Annotated in this window: 6 protein-coding genes; 4 read left to right on the top strand and 2 right to left on the bottom strand. The window is 74.7% G+C overall.

From position 1 onward, the window contains the following. The 4 genes from KBX39_RS18470 to KBX39_RS18455 all read left to right on the top strand — a co-directional run. A partial coding sequence (locus tag KBX39_RS18470; RefSeq protein ID WP_210871696.1) for a GAF domain-containing sensor histidine kinase occupies positions 1–1,130 on the top strand: 1,130 nt, incomplete at its 5' end. A 7-nt stretch (positions 1,131–1,137) separates the two neighbouring features. Then, the gene (locus KBX39_RS18465) at positions 1,138–1,806 is read left to right on the top strand and encodes a response regulator transcription factor (RefSeq protein ID WP_013287678.1); all 669 of its coding nucleotides are present in this window, start codon (positions 1,138–1,140) and stop codon (positions 1,804–1,806) included. A 196-nt stretch (positions 1,807–2,002) separates the two neighbouring features. After that, positions 2,003–2,815, top strand: coding sequence for an SAM-dependent methyltransferase (locus KBX39_RS18460; RefSeq protein WP_043329389.1), 813 nt, complete (start codon positions 2,003–2,005; stop codon positions 2,813–2,815). Positions 2,816–2,891: 76 nt separating this feature from the next. Next, positions 2,892–4,559, top strand: coding sequence for a bifunctional diguanylate cyclase/phosphodiesterase (locus tag KBX39_RS18455; protein ID WP_222949271.1), 1,668 nt, complete (start codon positions 2,892–2,894; stop codon positions 4,557–4,559). Between the two features lie 48 nt (positions 4,560–4,607). Here the strand turns inward: KBX39_RS18455 and KBX39_RS18450 are convergent, their stop codons facing one another. Next, positions 4,608–5,732 carry a glycosyltransferase family 4 protein gene (locus KBX39_RS18450; RefSeq protein ID WP_210871694.1) on the bottom strand — a complete coding sequence of 375 codons (1,125 nt, stop codon included), beginning with the start codon at positions 5,730–5,732 and terminating at the stop codon, positions 4,608–4,610. Continuing rightward, positions 5,729–6,988 carry a M48 family metallopeptidase gene (locus tag KBX39_RS18445; protein ID WP_209962711.1) on the bottom strand — a complete coding sequence of 420 codons (1,260 nt, stop codon included), beginning with the start codon at positions 6,986–6,988 and terminating at the stop codon, positions 5,729–5,731. The genes KBX39_RS18450 and KBX39_RS18445 overlap by 4 nt, the downstream gene beginning before the upstream one ends. Positions 6,989–7,089: the final 101 nt, after the last annotated feature.

Here is a 7,089-nt window from a genome sequence, read left to right as displayed (position 1 = left end):
CGACCCGGCTGCTCACCCAGCTGCGTACGGTCGCCCGCCAGCTGCCCGGCGCCACGCTCGACCCGGGCGGCATCTCCGAGCACCTGCTGGAGGAGCTGCGGGTGGTGGCGAAGACCGACCGGGGCGCGGTGCTCTCCGCCAGCGGCGGCGGCCGGCTGGTGGTGCTGGCCCAGATCGGCGCGGACCGGGTCGACTGGGAGACCACGCTCGACGCCGACTCGGCCATCGCCGACGCCTGGGCCAGCCAGCAGCCGACCGTCTCGTCCCGGTCGCAGGCCCGGTCCCGGCACTCCGGCGAGGTCTCCGCGCTGATCGTGCCGCTGGTGGCCGGCGTACGCACGGTCGGCCTGGTGGTGATCGAGGCGGACACCGCCGCCGCGTACCCGCCGCCGGTGGTGTCCCGGGTGACCGCGCTGACCGGCCCGGCGGCGCTGCGGCTGGAGGCGGCGCTGCTCTTCGACGAGGTGCGCTCGCTGGCGACCAACGAGGAGCGGCAGCGGCTGGCCCGGGAGATCCACGACGGGGTCGCCCAGGAACTGGTCATGGTCGGGTACGGCATCGACAACGCCCTGGCCACCGTGCACGAGGACGCCGACGAGACCGCCGACTCGCTGCGCACGCTGCGCCAGGAGGTGACCCGGGTGATCACCGAGCTGCGGCTGAGCCTGTTCGAGCTGCGCAGCGAGGTGGACCGGCACGGTGGCCTGGCCGCCGCCATCGCCGAGTACGCCCGCACCGTCGGCGCCTCCGGCGGCCTGCGGGTGCACCTGTCGCTGGACGAGTCCACCGCCCGGCTGCCGGCCGCGACCGAGGCCGAGTTGCTGCGCATCGCGCAGGAGGCGGTGACGAACGCCCGTAAGCACGCCGGCGCGTCGAATCTGTGGGTCACGTGCGAGGTGGATCCCCCGTACACCCGAATCGAAGTGTCGGATGACGGTCACGGCATCGGTGACCAGCGCCCGGACGGGCACTATGGCCTTGCGATCATGGCCGAGAGGGCGGAACGTATCCGAGGCCGGTTGGAGATCAGGCCACGTCGACCCAGTGGGACGACAGTGGCCGTGGTGCTCGGCTCGTCGCCCCGGCGCGATAAGGTGCGCGGCAGCGCCGCAGCAGCAGAAGGGGAGTAACCCGAGGATGACCAGCAGTCCGACACCGGCCACCCGTACCAAGGTTCTCCTAGTCGACGACCACGACCTCATCCGTAAGGGTCTTCGTCACGCGTTCGAGCGTGACCGCCAGTTCGAGGTCGTGGGCGAGGCCGCCACCGCCGCGGAGGGCGTGCGCCAGGCCGGCGCGCTCCAGCCCGACGTGGTGATCATGGACCTTCGCCTGCCCGACGGCAGCGGCCTGGAGGCCACCCGCGCCCTGCGCAAGTCCAGCGCGTCGATGGGCATCGTCGTGCTGACCATGTACGCCGGCGACGACCAGCTCTTCGGCGCCCTGGAAGCCGGCGCGAGCGCGTTCGTGCCGAAGACCGCGCCGGCCGACGAGGTGGTCGCCGCCGCCCGGCACGCCGCCTCCTCCCCCAGCGCGTTCACCGCCGCCGACCTGGCCGAGGCGATGAAGCGCCGGCTGGCCCCGTCCGGCCCGCAGCTGTCCCCCCGTGAGGGCCAGGTGCTGCGGCTGCTCGCCGACGGCATGAGCGTGGCGGGCATCGCCAAGCAGCTGTTCGTCAGCGAGTCGACCGCCAAGACCCACATCTCCAAGCTCTACGAGAAGCTGGGCGCCGCCAACCGGGCCCAGGCGCTGATGACCGCGCTGCGGCTGGGCCTGCTCGAGGCACCGGACGCGCCCAAGTTCTGAGGCACACCGCCGGAAGAGGCCCCGTCCACCGCGGACGCGGGCCTCTCCGGCGTAGTGGGTGCGGCTGACCGCGTACGGTGAACGGCCGGACGCATAGCGACGACGGTCTTTGCACCACGACGGCGGAGGGGCAGAATACCCGGGTGATCCGCGCGGCGGTGACCACCGCGCGCCGTCGACACCCGAGGGGCAGGACATGCAGCGGCCGGACTGGGCACCCGAGACGATCGACATCGAACGCCCCAGCGTCGCCCGCATGTACGACTACTACCTCGGCGGCTCGCACAACTTCGCCGCCGACCGGGCGGCCGCCCGCGCGATGGTGGAGGCGGTGCCGGAGGCGCCACTGATGGCCCAGGCCAACCGCGCGTTCCTGCGCCGGGCCGTGCAGTACCTCGCCCAGGCCGGCGTCCGCCAGTTCCTCGACATCGGCTCCGGCATCCCCACCGTCGGCAACGTGCACGAGATCGCCCAGCGGATCGACGGGCAGTCGCGCGTCGTCTACGTCGACGTGGACCCGGTGGCGGTGGCGCACAGCCAGGAGATCCTGGCCGGCAACGAGCACGCCACCGTACTCCAGGAGGACCTGCGCCGCCCGGAGGCGATCCTGACCCATCCGGAGGTCACCCGGCTGCTGGACTTCAGCCGTCCGGTCGCGGTGATGATCGTGGCGGTGCTGCACTTCATCCCGGACAGCGACCGCCCCGAGGAGATCCTGCGGACGCTGCGCGGAGCACTGGCGCCCGGCAGCCACCTGGTGCTCTCCCAGGCCAGCGAGGAGGGCCGCGACGGCACCGGCGAGCGGGCCGAGGCGGAGCGGGTCTACCGGCGCACCGACAGCCAGCTCTGGATCCGCAGCCGGGCCGAGCTGACCGCGCTGTTCGACGGCTTCGAACTGGTCGACCCGGGTGTGGTGTGGGTGCCGCAGTGGCGGCCGGACTCCCCCGACCAGGCCGAGAACGCCGAGCGGGCCGTGTTCATGGGCGGGGTCGGGCGGCTCGGTGGGTGACGACGCGGCCCGCAGCAGGCCCGGCGTGTTCGCCCGGGCCTGGGCCAAGGCGGTGTCCGGCACCAGCTACCTGCCGATGACCCAGTCGCAGCTGGAGGAGATGCTGCAACGGCTCACCGAACGGCTGGCCCAGGCGCTGCGTGCCGAGCCGTTCGACCTGCGGATCGGCCAGCAGGTCGGCGCGGAGCTGGTGCAGGCGCACATCGCCTCCGCCGAAGGGCTGGGCCGCACCGTCGAGGTGATCCAGCTGCGCCTGGTCCGCGACCTCGACCTGGTCGTGGACGACGTCGAGGACCGGATGGCCCGGCTGCTCGCCACCGTCGCCACCGGGTACGCCCGCGCGCTGCGCGACCGCACGCTCGACGAGCAGGAGTCCATCCGCCGGGCCGCCATGATGGCCCGTGCGCAGGCGGAACGGGCGCTGCGCGACAGCGAGGCCCGGTTCCGGCACCAGGCCACCCACGACCCGCTCACCGGCCTGCCCAACCGCACGCTGTTCACCGAGCGGCTGGCCGCCGCGATCAACCGGGGCGCCGACCGGGTCGGCGTCTGCTTCCTGGACCTGGACCGGTTCAAGGTCGTCAACGACTCCCTCGGCCACCAGGTCGGCGACTCGTTGCTGGTCGCGGTGGCGCAGCGGCTGCACGAGGCGCTCGGCGAGCATCTGGTGGCCCGGCTCGGCGGCGACGAGTTCGTGATCCTGATCGAGCGCACGACCGGCACCGACGACGCGGTGCAGGTCGCCGAGGCGGCGCTGGCCGCGGTACGCGAGCCGGCGCTGGTCGACGGCCACGAGCTGACCGTCTCGGCGAGCATCGGCATCGTGGAGCGCCCGGTCGCGGGCACCTCCCCGATGGAGCTGATGCGCGCGGCCGACAGCACGCTGCACTGGGCCAAGGCCGCGGGCGGGGCCCGCTGGTCGCTGTTCGACGCCGACCGCAACCGCCGCGACCTGGCCCGGTACGCGCTGTCCGCGGCCATCCCCGCCGCCCTGGACCGGGGCGAGTTCTACCTCGACTACCAGCCGCTGACGTCCCTGCGCGACGGGCGGGTCCTCGGCATGGAGGCGCTGGTCCGCTGGCGCCACCCGGAGCTGGGCGTGCTGCGGCCGGACAGCTTCATCCCGCTGGCCGAGGAGACCGGGCTGATCGTCCCGCTCGGCAGCTGGGTGCTGGCCGAGGCGTGCCGCGAGGCGGGCACCTGGTCGGCGATCGACGGCGACGCGCCGTTCGTCAGCGTCAACCTCGCCGTACGCCAGTTGCACCGGGCCGACCTGGTGCCCGAGGTACGCGGCGTGCTCGGCCGCACCGGCCTGCCGCCGCGCCGGCTGCAACTGGAGATCACCGAGAGCACCATGATGAGCACCGTGGTCGAGCCGGTGCGGGCGCTGCGGGTGCTCGGTGACCTGGGGGTCCGGGTCGCCATCGACGACTTCGGCACCGGCTACTGCAACCTCGCGTACCTGCGGGACCTGCCGGTCGACGAGCTGAAGGTGGCCGGTGAGTTCGTCACCGGCCTGCGCGCGCCGGACAGCGGCACCGACGAGCGGATCCTCGCCTCGCTCGTGTCGCTGGCGCACGCGCTGGACCTGACCGTCACCGCCGAGGGCGTGGAGACGGCCGACCAGGCGGACCGGCTGCGCGCGATCGGCTGCGACGCCGGGCAGGGCTGGCACTTCGGCCGCCCCGGCCCGGCGGCGCCGCACCTGGGCCGGGTGCCCGTGCACGTCGAAGCCGTCTCCTGAGGCGGCTCGGCGGTCGTGCCGGAGCCGCTTGCGGGCCGGGGGCGGCGGTCAGCCGGCCAGCAGCGCGGCCATCCGCTGCGCCTGCGTCTCCCAGCGCCACTCCCGTTCCACCCAGGCCCGGCCGGCGGCGCCGAACTGCCGGGCCAGGTCCCGGTCGGCGAGCAGCGTGGCCACCCGGTCGGCGAGCTGGGCCACGTCCCGGCCGCCGACCACGTACCCGGTCTCGCCGTCGCGGACCGCGTCCGGCGCGCCCCCGGAGTCGCCGGCCACCACCGGCAGCCCGGTGGCGCCCGCCTCCAGGTAGACGATCCCGAGGCCCTCCACGTCCAAGCCCCGGTTACGGGTGCGGCAGGGCATCGCGTACACGTCACCGGCCGCGTAGTGGGCGGGCAGGTCGGCCGACGGCACCGAACCGGTGAACACCACGTCGCGTTCCAGCCCGCTCTGCCGGGCCAGCTTCTCCAGCGTCGAGCGGTACGGTCCGCCGCCGACCACCAGCAGCGCGGCGCCGGGCACCCGGCGGCGGATCTCCGGCAGCGCGCGGATCAGCATGTCCTGGCCCTTGCGGGGCACCAGCCGCGACACGCACACCACCACCGGCCGGTCGGCCAGCCCGAGCCGTTCGCGGACCTTCGTGCCGTCGACGTCCGGGTGGTAGGTGTCCACGTCCACGCCGGGCGCGAGCCGCCGCAGCTCGGTCAGCCCGTCCAGCACGCGCGCCAGCCGCGTCCGGGTGTACTCGCCGAGGTAGGTGGTCACGTCCACGCCCCGGCCGATGCGGCGCAGGGCCGAGCGGGCGCCGGGCAGCGCCGCCCATCCCACCTCGTGCCCGTGGGTCAACGCCACCACCCGGCGGATCCCGGACCGCCGCCGCAGGCCCGCCGCGAGCAGCCCCAGCGGGGCCGCCGCGCCGAACCAGACCGTGTCGCAGTCGTACGAGCGGGCCAGCCGCGCCGCCCGCCGCGCGATCAGCGGCGTGGGCAGCAGCACCCGGGTACGTTCCCGCACCACCTCGAACGGCTGGTCGGCGTCGAACTTCTCCGCCCCGCGCCAGCTCGACGCGTAGACCACCACCGAGCCGGGCTGCTGTCGCACCGCGAGGTTGTGCACGAAGGACTGGATGCCACCGGGGCGCGGCGGGAAGTCGTTGGTGATCAGCAAGGTGCGGCTCATCGGCCGGACTCCCTGGCGTAGGCGCGGGCGGCTGCCATCCGCTCCACGGTGGACGGGTGGGTCGCCGACCAGAGGTGCTCCCAGCGCGGCGGGTCGGGGTCGGCCAGGTTCACCCCGGCCAGCCGGCGCTGCATCGCCTCGAACGTCGCCGGGTCGCCGGTGAGCGCCAGCGCGTGGGCGTCGGCGCGGGCCTCGATCCGGCGGGAGACCAGCGCCTGCACCGGCGTGGTGAGCAGCCCGGCGACCGTGACCAGCGCGATCAGCAGCGGGAACGCCCGCGGCTGGGCGATCGAGTCGACGCCGGCGAGCCGCAGCAGCGGCGTCCAGGAGCCGATCAGGTAGAGCGCCACCACCGCGGCGGCGGCGCCGAGCGCGCCGAGCAGCGTGCCGGTCCACACGTCCCGGTCCTTGGCGTGCCCCAGCTCGTGGGCGACCACGCTCGTCACCTCGGCCGGCTCCGCCTCGCGCAGCAGCGTGTCGTAGACCACCACCCGCCGCGTCGGCCCGAGCCCGGAGACGTACGCGTTCACCGCCCGGGTGCGCCGGGACGCGTCGGCGACGAGCACGTCGCGCACCGGTACGCCGTCCTGGGCCGCCATCGCGGTCAGCTCGCTGCGCAGCGGGCCCGGCTCCATCGGGGTGAACCGGTTGAACACCGGCTCGACGAGCACCGGCAGCACGAACGACAGCACCACCACCAGCGCCGCCGCGCCGGCCGCGCCGAACGCCCACCACCAGCGCGGGGCCAGCCGGACCACGGTGTAGAAGCCGAGCAGCACCAGCGCGCCGATCACGGCGCTGACCGCGTACGACTTGAGCAGGTCGACCGCCCAGCCGCCCCAGCTCTGGGTGCTCAGCCCGTAGCGGACCAGCACGGTGCGCCGCCAGGCCGCGAACGGCAGGGTGAGCAGGTCGGCGAGGAACATGACGGCCAGCCCGCCGAGCACCGCCTGCGCGATCCAGTGCCCGCCGAAGGGCCGGCCGGCCAGTTCGACCAGGCGTCCGCCCAGCGGGGTCAGGCCGAGCAGCAACGCCACCACCAGCCCGACCGCCAGCGCCGACCAGGCCGCCGGGCGCAGCGCGCCGTGGAACGCGCGGCCCCGGGTCACCTGTTCGGCCGGAAGGTCACGCAGCGCCGCGAGCTGGTCGGCTCGGGGCGCGGGCGGCCGGCTCCACGGCACCAGAAGCGCCACCGCCACGAGCAGCGCCACCGCCAGGCCGGCCAGGGTCAGCAGGGCCCACGCGCGCGGGGTCACCGCTCCACCCCGCCGTCGTGCCCGGTCCGCGTCATCCCGCCCCCTCCCGCCGTGACCGCTCATCCTATTGCCCGGCCGCGCAAGCAAGACCGTGCCCGCCC

Origin of the sequence: Micromonospora sp. D75 (assembly GCF_018070405.1) — a bacterium.
Lineage (GTDB): Bacteria > Actinomycetota > Actinomycetes > Mycobacteriales > Micromonosporaceae > Micromonospora > Micromonospora chalcea.
This window is presented reverse-complemented; position numbering and strand designations above follow the sequence as displayed.

Bases quoted from the DNA above. Each gene is read 5' to 3' on its own strand.
- KBX39_RS18450 (WP_210871694.1), bottom strand. From the start codon at position 5,732: ATGAGCCGCACCTTGCTGATCACCAACGACTTCCCGCCGCGCCCCGGT.
- KBX39_RS18460 (WP_043329389.1), top strand. From the start codon at position 2,003: ATGCAGCGGCCGGACTGGGCACCCGAGACGATCGACATCGAACGCCCC.
- KBX39_RS18465 (WP_013287678.1), top strand. From the start codon at position 1,138: ATGACCAGCAGTCCGACACCGGCCACCCGTACCAAGGTTCTCCTAGTC.
- KBX39_RS18455 (WP_222949271.1), top strand. From the start codon at position 2,892: ATGACCCAGTCGCAGCTGGAGGAGATGCTGCAACGGCTCACCGAACGG.